The sequence below is a fragment of the Deltaproteobacteria bacterium genome (assembly GCA_011375175.1).
Classification (GTDB): Bacteria; Desulfobacterota; GWC2-55-46; order GWC2-55-46; family DRME01; genus DRME01.
In genome coordinates, this window is record DRME01000004.1 from 1 (window position 1) to 15,424 (window position 15,424).

The 15,424-nt window shown below is 65.9% G+C and carries 11 protein-coding genes; 1 reads left to right on the plus strand and 10 read right to left on the minus strand.

The features are described 5' to 3' along the window. Positions 1-364: 364 nt before the first annotated feature. The 5 genes from ENJ37_00090 to ENJ37_00110 all read right to left on the minus strand — a co-directional run bounded on the left by ENJ37_00090 (position 365) and on the right by ENJ37_00110 (position 8,820). Complete coding sequence (locus ENJ37_00090; GenBank protein HHL38889.1) at positions 365-1,900, minus strand: Fic family protein; 1,536 nt, start codon at positions 1,898-1,900, stop codon at positions 365-367. Positions 1,901-2,438: 538 nt separating this feature from the next. Next, complete coding sequence (locus tag ENJ37_00095; GenBank protein HHL38890.1) at positions 2,439-4,088, minus strand: radical SAM protein; 1,650 nt, start codon at positions 4,086-4,088, stop codon at positions 2,439-2,441. A gap of 64 nt (positions 4,089-4,152) precedes the next feature. Then, on the minus strand, positions 4,153-5,331 hold the full coding sequence (coaBC, locus tag ENJ37_00100) for a bifunctional phosphopantothenoylcysteine decarboxylase/phosphopantothenate--cysteine ligase CoaBC (protein HHL38891.1): 1,179 nt from the start codon (positions 5,329-5,331) through the stop codon (positions 4,153-4,155). A 337-nt stretch (positions 5,332-5,668) separates the two neighbouring features. After that, a complete protein-coding gene (locus tag ENJ37_00105; GenBank protein HHL38892.1) occupies positions 5,669-6,322 on the minus strand; it encodes an MBL fold metallo-hydrolase in 654 nt (217 codons plus the stop codon). Beyond that, a complete protein-coding gene (locus tag ENJ37_00110) occupies positions 6,307-8,820 on the minus strand; it encodes a nucleotidyltransferase (GenBank protein HHL38893.1) in 2,514 nt (837 codons plus the stop codon). The genes ENJ37_00105 and ENJ37_00110 overlap by 16 nt, the downstream gene beginning before the upstream one ends. 366 nt (positions 8,821-9,186) lie before the next feature. Here ENJ37_00110 and ENJ37_00115 point away from each other — a divergent pair, with 366 nt between their 5' ends. After that, positions 9,187-10,014 (plus strand): ion transporter, encoded by an 828-nt coding sequence (locus tag ENJ37_00115; GenBank protein ID HHL38894.1) that lies wholly within the window; start codon positions 9,187-9,189, stop codon positions 10,012-10,014. 17 nt (positions 10,015-10,031) lie between these two features. On the opposite strand, the gene ENJ37_00120 is transcribed toward ENJ37_00115, so the two are convergent. The 5 genes from ENJ37_00120 to ENJ37_00140 form a co-directional block, all read right to left on the minus strand. Next, positions 10,032-11,309 carry an MFS transporter gene (locus ENJ37_00120; protein HHL38895.1) on the minus strand — a complete coding sequence of 426 codons (1,278 nt, stop codon included), beginning with the start codon at positions 11,307-11,309 and terminating at the stop codon, positions 10,032-10,034. Then, positions 11,306-13,090, minus strand: coding sequence for a long-chain fatty acid--CoA ligase (locus ENJ37_00125; protein HHL38896.1), 1,785 nt, complete (start codon positions 13,088-13,090; stop codon positions 11,306-11,308). The genes ENJ37_00120 and ENJ37_00125 overlap by 4 nt, the downstream gene beginning before the upstream one ends. Positions 13,091-13,191: 101 nt before the next feature. Further along, positions 13,192-14,082: a TonB family protein gene (locus tag ENJ37_00130; protein HHL38897.1), complete on the minus strand. Its 891-nt coding sequence runs from the start codon at positions 14,080-14,082 to the stop codon at positions 13,192-13,194. Between the two features lie 188 nt (positions 14,083-14,270). Beyond that, positions 14,271-14,651, minus strand: a complete 381-nt coding sequence (locus ENJ37_00135; protein HHL38898.1) for a biopolymer transporter ExbD — start codon at positions 14,649-14,651, stop codon at positions 14,271-14,273. 38 nt (positions 14,652-14,689) lie between these two features. Further along, complete coding sequence (locus tag ENJ37_00140) at positions 14,690-15,313, minus strand: MotA/TolQ/ExbB proton channel family protein (protein ID HHL38899.1); 624 nt, start codon at positions 15,311-15,313, stop codon at positions 14,690-14,692. Between the last annotated feature and the right edge of the window lie 111 nt (positions 15,314-15,424).

The window sequence follows — 15,424 nt, forward strand, 5'->3', positions numbered from 1 at the left end:
CCGAGGACGCGCTGGCCGCGCTCCGGTTGGCCCTGGCCGTGCGCGAGAGCGCCGCGGGCGGTTACGTGGTGGAGGTGGCCCGATGAGGATCGGTATGACCCCGATTTTGCAAGCAAAATCGGGGTGATCCGCAGGGAATTAAAAGTCTTTGAAGGGGGTCCGGGGGAAACTTTCTACAGAAAGTTTCCCCCGGTGCAATAAATCAGAGCTTTCTTAATTCAGGGTGATTTCTTTTCTGGTCCGGGCTTCTGACGACGAAGGACGCGCCCTAAATAGTCGTCGGGCATGGCGCATGCCATGATCGCAACCTTACTCCTTGGTCCCCGTGCCTATCCCTGATCAGCAGCAGTCGCACAGGCCGCCATCAATCATCGTTCAGGGCGCTGCTTCCGTAGGCGTCCAGCACAGCCTGCTCCATACGGGCTATTTCTTCATCCGAGAGGAAATCGAAGTGACTCGCGCGTTTCCGTGCCGGGAGTCTGCCGTTGTTTTGCAGGCAGAAGCGAATGAAGAGGTCAATCTTCCGGTCGGGCATATCCACTATCTCCTGGATGGCTCTCCTGGTCTCGTCGTAGTTGGCCAGAAACGCCAGTTCGCGGGCGAGTTCCATCTTGATTGTCCGCTCTATGAATCTGAAGAGCGCCTCCGCCTGGGGCGTCATATCGATATAGCGGTACCACTGGGCGGTATCGTTGTGGACGGTCATGCGGCCTTCTTCATCGAGCGAATATTCCACCAGGCTCATAAGAGGCCGTGAGAATGCCTCCAGAGAGGCGTCATAGTCGGCAGGGTTCTTCAGCATGGATGCCGATATGGGAAACATGACGCCTTTGGGCGTAAAGCCGCGGCGGGCAAGGATGTTGTGAATCAGGAAACGGTGGATTCGTCCGTTGCCGTCCTCGAAGGGGTGCAGAAAGACGAAGCCATAGGCGATGACGGCAGCGTGGACCACGGCGGACACATCGCTCGCGTCCATGCGCTTATGGGCGGCCACCAGACCCTCCATCAGGTCGGCCAAGTCCTCAGGCTTAGGACATACGAAGTGTATCCTTTCCTTCTGCCAGGCGATTGTCTCTCCCACATAGTTCTGAGTCGTCCGGTAGTCGGAATCGCGAAACCGCGGATCGACAATGCGATTCTGAAGCTCGATCAGGCGCTGTTTTTCACAGAAGTCTTCCTGCTCGGCCAGTTGAAGCAGCGCTACAAATCGCTCGGTCCTCGTCGATGTGGGCTTGATGTGTTCGATCTCAAAAGATGATTTTGTCTCCTTGGCGTACAGGTAGCCGAGCGCCCTCCTCAGCAATTCCGGCGGATAGCCGGACACCACCCTGTGACATTGCTTGGGAAGGTCGGCTCTCTCGAAGTCACGAAGCGTATCGGTACGGCGAACCGTCGGACAAAACCGTCGATCACCCAGCAAGTTGTCGTTGATCCGCTGGCGACGAACCCGGCGGGGCGGACCGACCGTGTAGTATTCATCCGGCTCGAGCAGATCAATGTAGTTACCCTGCTTCACGTCGTCGAGCGGAAGTTCTTTTCCGGTCAGAAACTCGTACAGATACCACAGCCGCCGGGCGTATCTGCCGGTTGGTTTGGACCGGACATATTCGAGGAAATCTTCCTCTGCAAATTTCTGAAACAGGCCGGCGAGTATCGCGAGATTCGTACCGTCATACTTAAGCGCAAATTCAAGATGATCGCCCAGTGTATCCCCCGGCCAGTACCTGGGCGGATAGACCTCCTCGACTATGCCCCCGCTCGAGTCGATCCGGTGGACTCCGCTTTTGGCAGCCACCAGGGACCTGTGCCAATTCGGAATAACATCGAGGTCGTATCGCTCGATAAGCGCCGCATACCCTGCGGGTCTGTCAGTCGATCCGTCCTGATCGTTTTCAGCCACGGCTTCCTCCCTGGCTGCGCCCTATTACGTCGCGGCAGGCAGGCGGAGAAATGGTTACAATCCAAGAATTATCGTTATATTCCAGCATAAGTCAAGAAATATAATTACAGAACGCCAATCCTTACCACCCCCGCCCCATCGGGAAAAACGGTTACATCACCAGAAAAACAGTTATGATACGGATTGGTACGGGAAATATAGTTACACAAAATTGGTGCCGGGTCTGCCCGACAACGGCCATGCTTCTTTCTGGCCATGAATGTTTCCAGTATAAAGTGTCCGCCCCCCTGTTGGTGGAAACCTTGCGCCCGGAATGTATAATTTCCACCAAAGAGTAGCTGCTTCCGTGGGGACGGGCGACGGATTATAGTGATGTTTGGCGGTCCTCTGGAGGTTCGGCCCGCGCCAGGCGGGATTTTTACGCCTTTGCGGCCCGAACCTCCAGAGGACCGCCCCCCGGGCAGCCAATGCGGACAAAACACCCCCTTCAAAAATTTTAATTCCCCGTGGGTCTATGACCCTTTCAAAAAAGGTTCCCTCAGCGGCAGACGCCGCAGCGGGTGCAGCGGCCCACGCTGCAGGGCGGGGTGGTTTGTTCCGAGAGGGCCCGGCAATACTCCTTCCACAGGTAGTCGTCGGTGACGCCGTGGTCGATGAGCGACCAGGGGAAGAGTTCCTCGCGCTCCCTGGGCCTGCAGGCAAGGGCCGCCGGGTCGAGACCGGCCTCCCTGAAGGCCCCGCGCCAGCCGAGCCTCGATACCGCGGCGAGCGCGGCCGCAAGGCGCCTGTCGCCGCGGGCGAGGGCCGCCTGGAAGAGGGCGCGTCTCGGCGACTCGACCTTCAGGGCCACGCCCTTGACGGCGCGAAGGGCGTCCTTGATGATGGAGAGGCGCCTTTCCATGACCGCCGCGCTCTCGAAGGGTGACCACTGGAAGGGTGTGACCGGCTTGGGCACGAAGGGGTTTATGCTGACCGTGACGTCGCCCTTTCCGAAGGCCGCCTTCATGCGCAGCGCAAGCTCTGCGGCGGCCCGGGCGTCGTCGTCCGTCTCGGTGGGCAGGCCGACCATGAAGTAGAGCCTCAGCCTCCCGATGCCGCCCTCGCCGGCGAGGGCGGCGGCGCGCACGAGGGTCTCGTCGTCCATGCCCTTGTTTATGACGTTGCGAAGCCTCGCGCTGCCCGCCTCGGGCGCCATGGCGAGGGTCCGCAGGCCGCACTCCCCGAGGAGTCCGACCAGTTCCGCGTCGATCATGTCGGCCCTCACCGACGAGAGGGTGAGACCCGCGCCCCTTTGCGCGCCGCGGCGCAAGAGGTCCTTCACGGCCGGGTACTCGGAGACCGCCGCTCCCACGAGGCCCACCCTGCCGGCCGCGTCGATGCCGGCGTCGATGGCCGCCGCCACGTCCCCCTCCTCGCGCATGCGCGGCGGCAGGTAGACGAAGCCGGCGGCGCAGAAGCGGCACCCCCGCCCGCAGCCGCGCTCTATCTCCACGAGGCTCATCGACGAGAACTCGGTCTCCGGCGTGAGCACCGCAGTGCGGGGGGGCTCGAAGCCCCGAAGGTCCAGGTTCTTTACGGCCCGCACCCGCGCCGGAGCGCCGGGGCGGGGCGAAATGGTCGATACAACGGGACCGGCGTACCCGAAGTCGTAGAGCGAGGGGACGTAGACGCCGTCGAGCCCGGCGAGGGCGCTGAGCAGTTCGGCCCTGGACGCACCGAGCTCCAGCGCCTCTCTTATGCGCTCGAAGAGCGTGACCGCGGCGCCCTCGGCCTCGCCGAGGTGGAAGAGGTCCATGAAGGGGGCCGTGGGCTCGGGATTGAGCGTGACGGCTACGCCTCCGGCCACGACAAGCGGCGCACCCTCCCTCCTCTCGGCCAGGGGCTCAATGCCCGACAGCTCGAGCATGAAGGGAACGTTTGCGTAGTCGTCCTCGAAGGCGATGGAGAATGCCGCCACGTCGAAGTCCCTTACGGGCCGCAGGGACTCGATGGTGAAGAGGCGGACGCCGCCGCCCTCGTAGCGGGAGAGCTCGTCACGGTCGGGAAGGAAGGCCCTCTCGCAGAGGATCCTTTCCTGCGAGTTGAGGGCGGCGTAGAGGTACTGGAAGCCCAGGTTGCTCATGGCGAGCCGGTAGGGACCCGGATAGAGGAGGGCCACGCACAGACGCCCGCCGGGGTCCTTGCGCACGGCGCCGCGCTCGCGGGCGGCGCGCCGGCGGGCGCGCTCTTTGAGCTTGCGGCCTATGGGTCCGCTACCTCCTCAGCCTCGCCACCTCGTCGAAGATGCGGTCGGCCACGTCGAACTTGTTCATCGGCTCGAGCCTGGTCTGGCCGCCCCGGCGGTCGATTATGGTCACCTCGTTGGTGTCGCTGCTTATGCCGCTGGGGCTGTTGGCCACCACGAGATCGAGGCTCTTTTCGCGGAGCTTTTCGAGGGCCCGCTCCACGTGGTCCTCGGTCTCGAGGGCGAATCCCACGAGCGTCTGGTCCCGCTTCTTGCGCGCCGCAAGCTCCTTGAGGATGTCCTTCGTCCTCTCAAGCTCCAGCTCAAGACGCGGCCTGTCCTTCTTGACCTTCCGCGCATGGGTCTTCACGGGCCTGTAGTCGGAGACGGCCGCGGCCATTACTACGACCGTCGACTGGGGGAAGAAACTCACGCAGGCGTCGTACATCTCCTCGGCCGTGGTCACGCCCACGAGGTCTATGCCGTGGGGTCTCGCAAGGGCGGTCGGGCCGCTAACGAGCACCACCTCGGCGCCGCGCCGCTTGGCCGCCCTGGCCAGCGCAAAGCCCATCTTGCCCGACGAGGCGTTGGATATGAAACGCACGGGGTCTATCATCTCGCGGGTTGCGCCGGCGGTGACGAGCACCTTCTCGCCCGCCAGGTCCTTTACGCTCAGGCACTCGAAGACGGCGTCCATTATGTCCTCCACCGGGGCGAGCCTCCCCCTGCCCTCGTAGCCGCAGGCGAGCTCCCCCTCGGCGGGGCCGACGAAGCGGTAGCCGAGCCCCTCGAGACGCCCCACGTTGGCCTCCACGATGGGGTTTTCGTACATGCGGTGGTTCATGGCCGGCGCAAAGAGCACCGGCGCCTTCGAGGCCATGACGACGGTCGTCAGGAGGTCGTCGGCTATGCCGCACGCTATCTTGCCTATGACGTTGGCCGTCGCCGGAGCTATGACAATCAGGTCGGCGCTCTCGGCGAGCTCTATGTGGTTTATGGCGGCCCCCTCCGCGGACTCGAAGAGCCCCGTGAGGACCGGGTTCCCCGCAAGGGTTGCGAGACTGAGCGGCGTTATGAACTCCGTGGCCGCACGGGTCATGACGGGCCGAAGCTCCACCCCCTCCCCGCGCAGAAGCCGCGCAAGCTCCAGGGCCTTGTAGGCCGCTATGCCGCCCGTCACGCCGAGCACTATGCGCCTTCCCGCTATCTTCACGACGTCGCTCCCTCTCCCCAGGCGGGGCTTTCCGAAGAAAACCCCCGCGTACAGCGCCTGTTGCGCTCCGGTCGGTGTGATCGCGTGGCGGACAAGGAGACTCTGATTGATTACACTGGGGGAAACTTTCTGTAGAAAGTTTCCCCCAGACCCCCTTCAAAGACTTTCGATACGAGTTGGTTTCCCCTGTTTTGCCAGGCAAAACAGGGGAAACCAACTCGCGTCAAAAGTTTTTGGAGGGAGTCTGAGGGAACCTTTTTACAAAAAGGTTCCCTCAGGGTAATCAATCAGAGTTTCCTTGAGTACTCTCCGGTTCCGTTCTTCCGTCGCCTCACGGGTCCGCAAGGAAGGGGTTGGTCGTCCGTTCCCGGCCCACGGTGCTCGGCGGGCCGTGGCCGGGGCAGACGGTCACGTCGTCGTCGAGCGGAAGTATCTTCTCCTTTATGGAGCTCATGAGCGTTTCGTAGGATCCGCCGGGAAGGTCGGTCCTGCCCACGCTTCCGGCAAAGAGGGTATCGCCCGTGAGGAGCAGGGCGCGCTCCCTGAGAAAGAGGCAGAGGCTTCCGCGCGTGTGGCCCGGCGTGTGGAGGAACTCGAGAGTGAGCGAGCCGGCCCGCAGCGTCGTCGATTCGTCGAGCAGCAGGTCGGGTTCCGGCGAATCGGCGGCCTCCACGCCGAAGACCCGGCCCTGGCAGGCGGCCTCGCGCAGCAGCCCCGCGTCTTCGGCGTGGATGGCGAGTCCGGCGCCGGTTGCGTCGACCACCGCCCTGTTGGCGCCCACGTGGTCGAAGTGGCCGTGGGTGTTGATCACGTACCGCACGTCGAGGCCAAGGCCCTCTATGCGCGGCAGTATGAGGTCCGCGTCGCCGCCCGGGTCGACGACGAAGGCCTCCCTCGTGGCGGCGTCGGCCAGGAGGTAGCAGTTGACCTCCAGCGGGCCGACGACGAGGCTCTCGAAGATGGGGGGCGTCACTTCTCCTGCCATCTCCTTATCTTCTCCGAGTAGGTCTCGATGAGCTTTCGCGCCGCCTCCTCGGTGGAGGCCTCGGCCACTATGTGGAAGCAGGGCTGGTCCTGGCTCGGATAGGCGAGCACCCAGTCGTCGCCGTAGCTGAGCCTGATGCCGTCGAGAAGGAGTGTCTCCTTGTCCTTGGAGTCCTCGGTGAGAAGCCTCATGACCGTTCCCTTCTTCTCCCAGGGGCAGTGGATGCGCTCGCGCACCATGATGCTCGGCGGTATCTCGCGCATGAGGCGGTGGAGCTTCGCCTCCTGGGCCGCCAGCATCTCGAGTATCCTGACGATGGCGAACATGCCGTCGAAGCAGGGCATGAAGTGGGGGAAGATGTAGCCGCCGTCCTCCTCGCCCACGAAGAGCATCTTGCCGGAGGCCGCCGCCTCCATCACCCCCCTGGGCGTGGTCTTGGTGCGCACCACCTCGTAGCCGTAGTTGGCGGCCATCTTCTCGATGGATCGCGACGCCGAGACCGGCACGGCCACGGCGCCCTCCAGCCCCCGGCTCTTCGCGTACCTGAGCGTAAGGAGGGTGACGAGGTTGAGGGCCGTGGGGCCGTCGAGGATGTCGCCGGCCTCGTCGACGAGGAATATCTTCTCGCCGCCCGAGTCGAGGAGCACGCCGATGTCGGCGTCCAGCGAGCGGACGATGGAGGCGAGCTGAGTAAGCGATTTCCTGAACTCCTCGCCGCTCTTTGTGACCTTGGCGCCGTCTATGTTGGCGTTGAGCGCTATGACCTCGCAGTCGAGCTTGCCGAGGATGGACGGGAATATCCTCGTTGACGAGCCGTAGGAGTAGTCGAGCACCATCTTGAAGCCCGCGCGCTTTATGGTCTCGCCGTCGACGGCCGACATGAAGCCGCTCTGGTAGTGCTCGAAGCCGTGGACCGGGAAGAACATCTCGCCCGTTTCGTCCATGCGGACCCTGCCGTAGTCCTCGCGGTAGAAGAGGCGCTCTATGGTCTTCTCCGCGCCGGGATGGAGATCGAGGCCCGTGTTGTCGAAGAACTTGAGGTCCACCAGTTCGGGGTCGAAGGGCGAGCGGCGCGTGTGGATGCCTCCCGTCTCGTTGCCGCTGCGGGCCAGGAACCTGACGACGGGGATGGGTGTGACGCCGTAGTCGTGGACGTTTATGCCCGTGGAGAGGATGCCCGTCATGATGGCGCGGTTTATCATGCGCGACGTCTTGTGGGCGTCGCGGCTCGTGGAGACGGTGGAGCCCTTCTTGAGCGAGGCGCCGTAGGCGGCGCCGAGCTTGGCGGCGAACTCGGGGCTGAGCTCTATGTTGGCAAGGCCCGTGACGCCGTAGGTGCTGAAGATGTTCTTGCTCCAGCGCTCGCCCCAGACAAGACTCGAAGCCAGCGTGGCGTCGTCCTCCACTATCTTGTAGGGCCAGACCTTCACGTTGGCGCGCACGAAGCTGTTGCGGCCGATGCGGCAGTGATCGCTCACCACCACGCCTTCGGCGAGCCTTGCGCGGTCGCCTATGGTCGTGTGGCTGCATATGACGTTCTCCTGGAGGCTCGCCCCGCGTCCCACCTTGACGTCGTCCCAGAGTATGGAGTTTATTATGACGGCGCCGTCCTCGACGACCGTGTCGTCGCCTATGACGGAGTTGACGATCCTCGCCTCGGCCCCTATCCTGCAGCGCCGCCCTATGACGGCCGCCCCCTCGAAGTCGGTTGTGAAGTCTATCCTCGCCCCCTCGCCGGTCCATACGCGCCGCCCCTTGAGCTCGCTTCCCGGTATCTCGACCTTCACGCGGCCCTGGAGTATGTCCATGTTGGCGTTGCGGTACTCCTCGAGGCTGCCCACATCGCGCCAGTACCCCTCGGCCACGTAGCCGTAGAGCGGCTTTCCGTCGGCAAGGAGCCTGGGGAAGAGGTCCTTGGAGAAGTCGAACTCCCTGTCCCCGGGGATATACTCCATGACCTGCGGTTCGAGGATGTAGATGCCCGTGTTTATGGTGTCGCTGAAGACCTCGCCCCAGCCCGGCTTTTCGAGGAAGCGCAGGATCCTGCCGTTCTTGTCGGTTATGACTATGCCGAAGGCCAGCGGGTTTTCGACCCTGGTGAGCACGATGGTGGCCACGGCCCGCCTCTTCCTGTGAAAGGCCACGGCCTCGGCGAGGTCGAAGTCGGTGAGCACGTCGCCGCTTATGACGAGCACGGGCTCGGACTTGTTGACGCCCCTCGCCGCGAAGGCCACGGCTCCGGCCGTGCCGAGGTCGGAGTCGGGCGTTACGTAGTCTATACGGACGCCGTAGTCCGAGCCGTCGCCGAGGTGACTCGTTATGCTCTCGGGCTGGAAGTAGAGCAGCGTGGTGAGGTCCTCTATCGAGTGGCGCCTGAGGAGCTCCACTATGTAGTCTATTATGGGCCTTGTGGCCATTGGAACGAGAGGCTTGGGCAGGTTGTTGGTAAGGGGCCTGAGCCTCGTGCCGAAACCGCCGGCCATGATTATGCCTCTCACGGGGACCTCCTCGTCTTGAAGGGTTCCGCCCTTGCGCAGGGTTGGGGTGACGGTCGGGATGGAAAACGCTTTACGCCGCTGCGTGACGACGTCGGTGGAATTTTAGCAGTAAAGCCGCTCAGCGTCAAGGCCCGCCCCTGCGCGGCCTTCTTCGGCAAGGCTCCCTCGGGGAAACGGTTCCCCTGCGACCTTGCCGTCGCCCGCCGCTCTGCTATAATAAGGAAGCTCCGATTGATTCCACCTTCCCGTGGGAGATGACGGTCAACGTCCGTCGGTGAGCGAGGCGGCCGGGGGAGCAGGCCGTAGCGCGGCCCGTGGAAGGCCGGGGATGGAGTCGGCGGGAAAGGCGCCACGCAAACGAAAGAGATGAGGAAAGACGGTAAGGCTGCGGGGCCGGCGCCGTGGCGCAGGGTCCTCCACGAGGTGATCTTCGAGGCCGACACCAGGGCGGGCAGGCTCTTCGACATGGCCCTGCTGGCGGCCATAGCGGCAAGCGTCCTCTCCGTCATGCTCGACAGCGTGGCGTCGGTGCGCGCCGCCTACGGCGTCCACCTCACGGCGGTGGAGTGGTTCTTCACCGTCGTCTTCACCGTGGAGTACGTGCTGCGGCTTCTGTGCGTGGGCCGTCCCCTCAAGTACGCCACGAGCTTCTACGGCGTCGTGGACCTGCTCGCCATAGTGCCCACATACCTGAGCCTCGTCGTCCCTTCCACCAAGTACCTCCTCGTCATCAGGGTGCTGAGGGTCCTGAGGATATTCAGGGTCCTCAAGCTCGCCCACTACCTGGTGGAAGCGCGGATGCTCGCCGAGGCCATCCGCATGAGCATGCGCAAGATCACCGTCTTCCTCTTCACCGTCTCGACGCTGGTCGTCATCCTCGGCTCGCTCATGTACCTCATAGAGGGCGAGGACAACGGCTTTACGAGCATCCCCCGAAGCATATACTGGGCGGTCGTCACCCTCACTACGGTGGGCTACGGCGACATCTCGCCGCAGACCGACCTGGGCAGGGCCTTCGCCTCACTGGTCATGATCCTCGGCTACGGCATCATAGCCGTGCCCACCGGCATAGTGACGGTCGAGATCGGCAGGTCCATGACGCGGCAGGTCAGCACGCAGGCGTGTCCGCGCTGCGCCGGCGAGGGCCACGACGCCGACGCCCGCTACTGCAAGTACTGCGGCTCGGCGCTCTGAAACGAGGAGGCGCCGCCTTACCGCGGCGGCGTCTCCACCCTCTGGAGCAGGACGAGCCCCGCCACGAAGAAGGCCGCCACCGACAGGAGCGCCGTCCTCTGGTCTCCGCCCAGCCCGTGCGATATCCAGCCGAAGAGAAGCGGTCCCACAACGGACGAGCTCTTGCCGCACAGGGCGTAGAAGCCGAACATCCGGGCCTCCCTGCCGGCCGGTATGAGAGAGGCCATGAGGGCGCGGCTCGCCGACTGGACGGCGCCGAGCCCGGCTCCGGCCGCGACGGCGACGGCGAAGAAAAGGGGCCTGGATCGGACGAAGAAGGCGAAGAGGACCACGCACGTCCACACTGCGAGTATGGCCGTGATGACGGCCTTGGGTCCCCATCTGTCTGTAGGGCCGGCAAGGGCCGCGGCGCCGACGAGCGCCGAGAGCTGGACCGCGAGGAAGAGCCCGATGAGCTGGGACGGCGCAAAGCCCAGCGTTGTGGCCGCAAAGAGCGCCGTAAAGTAGATGATCGTGTTGATGCCGTCGATGTAGACGAAGAAGGCCGCGAGGAAGCGGCTAAGCTCCTTCAGTTCCATGACCTCTGCGACGAGAGGGCCGAGGCGCCGAGCCCCTTCGGCGAGGGCGGCGAAGAACCCCGCGCTGCCGCGCCCGCCCGGCAGGACGAGGAACGCCGGGAGAGAGAATACGGCGAAGAAGAGGGCGACGAAGAGCCAGGTGAGATCGAACCTGCCTCTGTCTACGAGCACGAGCGCGGCGAGCAGCCCCATTACGGAGCCCGCGTAGCCCGTGGCGAAGCCGAGGCCGGAGACGAAGCCGCGCCGCCACGGCGGCGCTATGTCGGGCAGGTACGAGTTGTAGTAGACGAGCGCGCCTTCGAAGCCGATGTTGGCCAGCACGACGAGCAGAAAGCCCCGGAGCACCATGCCCGGCTCCACGGTGGCGAGCAGCGCCACGGAGCCGACGCACAGGGCGGTGTGGAAGAAGAGCATCTTCTTCCTCGCCCCCGACCTGTCGGCCGCAGCGCCGAGGAGCGGCGAGGAGAGCGCCACGACGAGCATGGAGAGCGAGACGGCGCGGCCCCACCACAGGTCTCCGAGCCCGTCGTCGTTGCCCACTATGGTCGTGGCGTAGTAGACGCTGAAGACCGTGGCCGTTATGACGGCCGGGTAGACGGAGTTGGCGAAGTCGTAGAGGACCCATGCGGCCACGCTGCGCCGGTCGAGGAGCTGCGCAGCCGCCCCGCGCGCCCCGCCTCCAGGCGGGGCGGCGTCATCGTCCTGCGGCGCCGTCATCGGAAGAGAGAGTCCACGAGGTGGCGGTACCTCTCCATCACGACACGCCGCCTGAGCTTGAGCGTGGGCGTCATCTCGCCGCTCTCCACGGAGAGGTCCCTTTCCAGGAGCGCGAACCTGCGCACCTTCTCGTACTCGGCGAGCCCCCGGCAGGCACGGTCGATCTCGCTGCGCATGAGCGCCCTGACCTCTCCGCTCGCCGCCAGGGCCGGGTCCTCCCGCGGGACTTCGCCGCCCCGATCGTGAAGCCACCGCCTCACGGCGTCGAAGTCGGGCGCCACGAGGGCGGCCACCGTGCTCGCCCCGTCGCCGAGGAGCAGCGCCTGCGAGATGTAACGGCTCTCCCTCAGGCGGTTCTCTATGGGCTGGGGCGCCACCTTCTTGCCGTTCGACAGGACGATGAGGTCTTTTTTGCGGTCCGTTATGCGAAGGAAGCCCCGCTCGTCGATCTCTCCCACGTCGCCGGTATGGAACCACCCCTGTGCGTCCACGGCCCGTGCCGTCTCCTCGGGCCTGCGGTGGTAGCCCTCCATGACGTTGGGGCCGCGCACGAGTATCTCGCCGTCGTCGGCGATCTTCACCTCCACGCCTTCGATGACCTCGCCTACGGTGCCGAGCCTCTCCCGTCCCGGACGGTTGATCGCCACGAGCGGCGAGGTCTCGCTTAGGCCGTAGCCCTCGAGCACCGGTATGCCCAAGGCCCGGAAGAACCGGGCCGTCGAGAGCGCAAGGGGCGCGCTGCCGGAGATGAAAAACCGCAGCCTGTCGATACCGAGACGGCGGCGGACGGAGGAGAAGACCAGTCTGTCGGCCAGGCGCCGGGCAAGCCCGGTGCGAAGCGGCGCGGCCGCCTTCTCCCCGGCGGGCCCGGCCGAGCGCCCGCCCACCGACAGGGCCCATTCGAAGAGCCTCCGCTTCAGGTACGACTCCTTTGCAAGCGCCGAGACGAGCCCTTCGTGAAAGAGCTCGAGAAGGCGGGGGACGAGCACCATGTAGTGGGGCCTCACCTCCACCATCTTCTCCCTTATGCGCCGTATCTTGTCCACGTAGGAGACGGAGGCCCCGCAGGTGAGCGGCAGGTAGTGGTCGGCCATGCGCCCCATCACGTGGTTGAGCGGCACGGTGGAGAGCATGACGTCGCCGGGACGAAGGCCGAAGATGGCCTGGGCGGCCTCGACGTTGGAGACGAAGTTCCCGTGGGTGAGCACGGCGCCCTTGGGCTCGCCGGTGGTGCCCGATGTGTAGATGATCGACGCCCTGTCACCGGGGCGGACCGACCGCCACAGCCCTGCGAAGTCGCCGTCGCCCCCCTTGGCGGCGCCCATGGCGAGCACGTCGTCGAAGCGGAGCACGCCCTCCGGCCGACCGGACGGAGAGTCCATGACGACGAGCCCGAGCCCCGGCAGCGTGCGTCTCGCCTCCAGGGCCTTGGAAAGCTGGCCGCCGTCGGAGACGACGAGGACCTTTGCGCCCGAGTCGGCCAGGATGTGGCGCACCTGTGCCGCCGGGAGTGTGGGGAAGAGGGCTACGCAGACGCCTCCGGCGTGTATTATGCCGAGGTCTGCGACGGCCCACCAGGGCCTGTTCTCCGAAAGCAGGGCCACGGCGTCGCCCCTGCCCACGCCCATGGCCCTGAGCCCCAGGGCGAAGCGGCGGACCAGCGAGCCGAGCTCTTCGTAGCTGACGGGACGGCGCTCTCCGCGCTCGGCCTCGAGCTGGGCCGCAAGACCGGCGAAGCGCCTCGTGCTCTCCTGGAAAAGGCGGTTGATGGTGCCGCCCATGGACAAGCGACCTCCCTCGCAGGCGATGGAATCTCCACGTCAGCATACCCCCCGTTCTCCCCTGGAGTCAAGGAAACATTGCGGGAGCTCCGGCAATGGGGTCACGGCCCCGCGGCTTCCGCGGACCCGGCTCGTCTCAGGCGGAAGCGCACGGGCACTTCCACCCACATGGCCTTCCTTTCCCCGTCCACGAGGGCCGGCACGAACCGCCAGCGCCGCACGGCCTCCAGGGCGGAGCGGTCGAGGAGGCGGTGGCCGCTCGATGCGAGGACCTCGACCCGCTCCACCTGACCGGAGGCGCCGACGAGCACCCGCAGTGTGACGACCCCTTCCAGCCCCCTGCGGCGGGCGATGCGCGGGTAGCGGGGCGGAGGGTTGAGGTCGTAGCGCGGAACGGCGCGGCGCAGGTCCTTTCGGGCCGGCGGGTCCTTTCGGGCCGGCGGGGAGCCGCCGCGGGCCGCGGCGGCGCTGCCTCCAGGCGGGGGGTCGCCGGTCTTGCCGCCGGGTCTTCCGCCATCGGCCGCCGTGACTCCGGGCCTTCCGCTCGAGCGGCGGGACGCCCGCGCCGCCGCAGGCGTCCCGCCGTGGACCGGCTGCACGGCCGGACCGAAGGCGGTGCGGACCTCACGGCTCTGTCCGGGACCCTGCCGCCCCGGCGGTTCGGCGGTCCCGCCCGCCGCCTCTCCGCCCGAGGCGGGCGACGAAGGATCGGGCGCGGTCTCCTTCACGGCGTCCCCGCTCGCCGCCCCCGGCGGCCTGAACAGGGCAGCGGGCAAGGGCTCCTTCTCCACGAAGGCCACGGAGCGCAACGACACGGCCTTGTCCGCTTTCTCCACGAAGGCCGCAGGCCCGGGCGCCGCCTCTTTCGCCGCGGCCCCATCCGGCGTACCGGCGGAAGGCTCCTCCCCCGCCTCATCGGCGGCGGCTGCAAGGGCCGCGGGCCCTTCGTCATCGGCGGCGCTTCCGGCTTCGCCCTCCCGCGCTTTCTCCATCTCCCGCTCATTCTCCCCGCCGCGGCGCGGCGCTTCCTCCAGCGCCACCGTCACCGATGATCCATCGTCTCTCTCTTCGCGGGGGCCTGGGGGCGTCACCGCCGCAGGCAGGGGAAGCTCTACGCTCAGGAGCGCGCCGTGGATGGCCGCGGCGGCGAGGACGGCGCCGAAGAGCCGCGCCGACGGACTCATCTTGCGCCGCGCCGGGGGCCTGCCTGGAGCGAGATGCGCGACAGCCCCGCCTCCTTCACCATGTCGAGCACGGAGAAGAGCTGCTCGTAGGATACGCTCCTGTCGGCGAAGACCCTCACCTTGCGGTCCGCCGACCCGCCGGCCCGCTCGCGCAGGAGTCCGACGAAACCGTCACGGGGCACGGCCTCGCCGTCGACGAGCAGCTCCACGGCCTCGCCCTCTCTGCGTATGGTCACGGCCACGGCCTCGCCGGTCTCGACGGCCGCCGCCCGCGAGGCCGGAAGCTCCACCCGCCCGCCCCGGTGGACGGCCATGGAGAGCATGGCGTAGATGAAGAAGACGAGCAGCAGGAAGACCACGTCGATGAGGGGAAGCATCTCGATGCGCGGCCCCCGCGTCTCTCTTCGGCCCAGCCTCAAGGTCGGCTCCCTGCGCGGCGGGCCGTAAAGGACTTCTCTTCGGCCTTCGCGCCGTCTCCCCCGACGCTCCAGGCGGCCTCGAGCCTTGAGCCGTAGTCTTCCATATGGTGGACGGCCTCGTCGACGAGGCCCCGGAAGTAGTTGTAGGGGAAGACCGCGGCAATCGAGACGGCAAGCCCCGCGGCGGTCGTGATGAGCGCCTCGGCGATGCCCCCGCCGACGAGCCTCGGGTCCGCGGCGTCTCCGTGGCCGAGCGTGCTGAAGGCCGTGATGATGCCCGTCACGGTGCCGAAGATGCCTATGAGAGGGGCCGCCGTTATCATCGTGTCGAGCGCCTTCATGTAGCGGCCCATCTCTCTCTCCGCCCGCCTCGCCTCGGCCTCCATCGCCGCCGTCATGCCCCCGTGCCTGTGCCTGGCGCCTGCTCCAAGCACGGCGAGCACGTAGTCGCCGCTTCCGGCGGTCTTCTTTTCGACCGCCTCCCAGAGCCCGCGCCCGGCAAGGGCCACGACCTCTTCCCTCAGGGCGCATCTTCCGCCGAGCCGGAGCCTGACCCAGAATACCGCTCGCTCGATCACCACCGCTACGACGACGACCGAACAGGCAAGGAGCGGCCACATGACGGGTCCGCCCCGCTCCAGGAGATCGTAAAGACTCATAGGCATCCCTCCAGAGAAATTCCCGTAACCCCCGCCCCCGGGGAGGTCGGGTCGCAAAGGCGTAACACCCCC

Coding starts and splice junctions, on each gene's coding strand:
- ENJ37_00125 (HHL38896.1), bottom strand. CDS start 13,090: ATGGGCGGCACCATCAACCGCCTTTTCCAGGAGAGCACGAGGCGCTTC.
- ENJ37_00140 (HHL38899.1), bottom strand. CDS start 15,313: ATGTGGCCGCTCCTTGCCTGTTCGGTCGTCGTCGTAGCGGTGGTGATC.
- ENJ37_00120 (HHL38895.1), bottom strand. CDS start 11,309: ATGACGGCGCCGCAGGACGATGACGCCGCCCCGCCTGGAGGCGGGGCG.
- ENJ37_00105 (HHL38892.1), bottom strand. CDS start 6,322: ATGGCAGGAGAAGTGACGCCCCCCATCTTCGAGAGCCTCGTCGTCGGC.
- ENJ37_00135 (HHL38898.1), bottom strand. CDS start 14,651: ATGCTTCCCCTCATCGACGTGGTCTTCCTGCTGCTCGTCTTCTTCATC.
- ENJ37_00115 (HHL38894.1), top strand. CDS start 9,187: ATGAGGAAAGACGGTAAGGCTGCGGGGCCGGCGCCGTGGCGCAGGGTC.
- ENJ37_00130 (HHL38897.1), bottom strand. CDS start 14,082: ATGGAGAAAGCGCGGGAGGGCGAAGCCGGAAGCGCCGCCGATGACGAA.